This is a genomic window from Shewanella sp. M16 (assembly GCF_018224605.1).
GTDB lineage: Bacteria > Pseudomonadota > Gammaproteobacteria > Enterobacterales > Shewanellaceae > Shewanella > Shewanella oncorhynchi.
This window is the reverse complement of sequence record NZ_JAGTUL010000179.1, coordinates 1-208: the sequence shown is the minus strand read 5'-3', so window position 1 is coordinate 208 and position 208 is coordinate 1. Positions and strand designations below refer to the sequence as shown.

The window sequence follows — 208 nt, the reverse complement described above, 5'->3', positions numbered from 1 at the left end:
ATAGTTTACGTCTAAGGCGCGTCCACTTCTTTGGTCAGAAGTGAGACAAGTAAAACCAAGCTGGTCGCAATGCGACTCAGGTGAGTGAAACTCATTTGGGTTGTATGGTTAAGCGACTAAGCGTATACGGTGGATGCCTTGGCAGTCAGAGGCGATGAAGGACGTAGTAACTTGCGAAAAGCGTTGGCGAGCTAGTAACAAGCATTTG

1 rRNA gene is annotated in these 208 nt (G+C 47.6%); it reads left to right on the top strand.

Annotation, left to right across the window (positions count from 1 at the left end):
- Positions 1–106 precede the first annotated feature (106 nt).
- Positions 107–208: ribosomal RNA gene (locus KFE26_RS23935) — 23S ribosomal RNA — on the top strand; the annotation flags it as partial.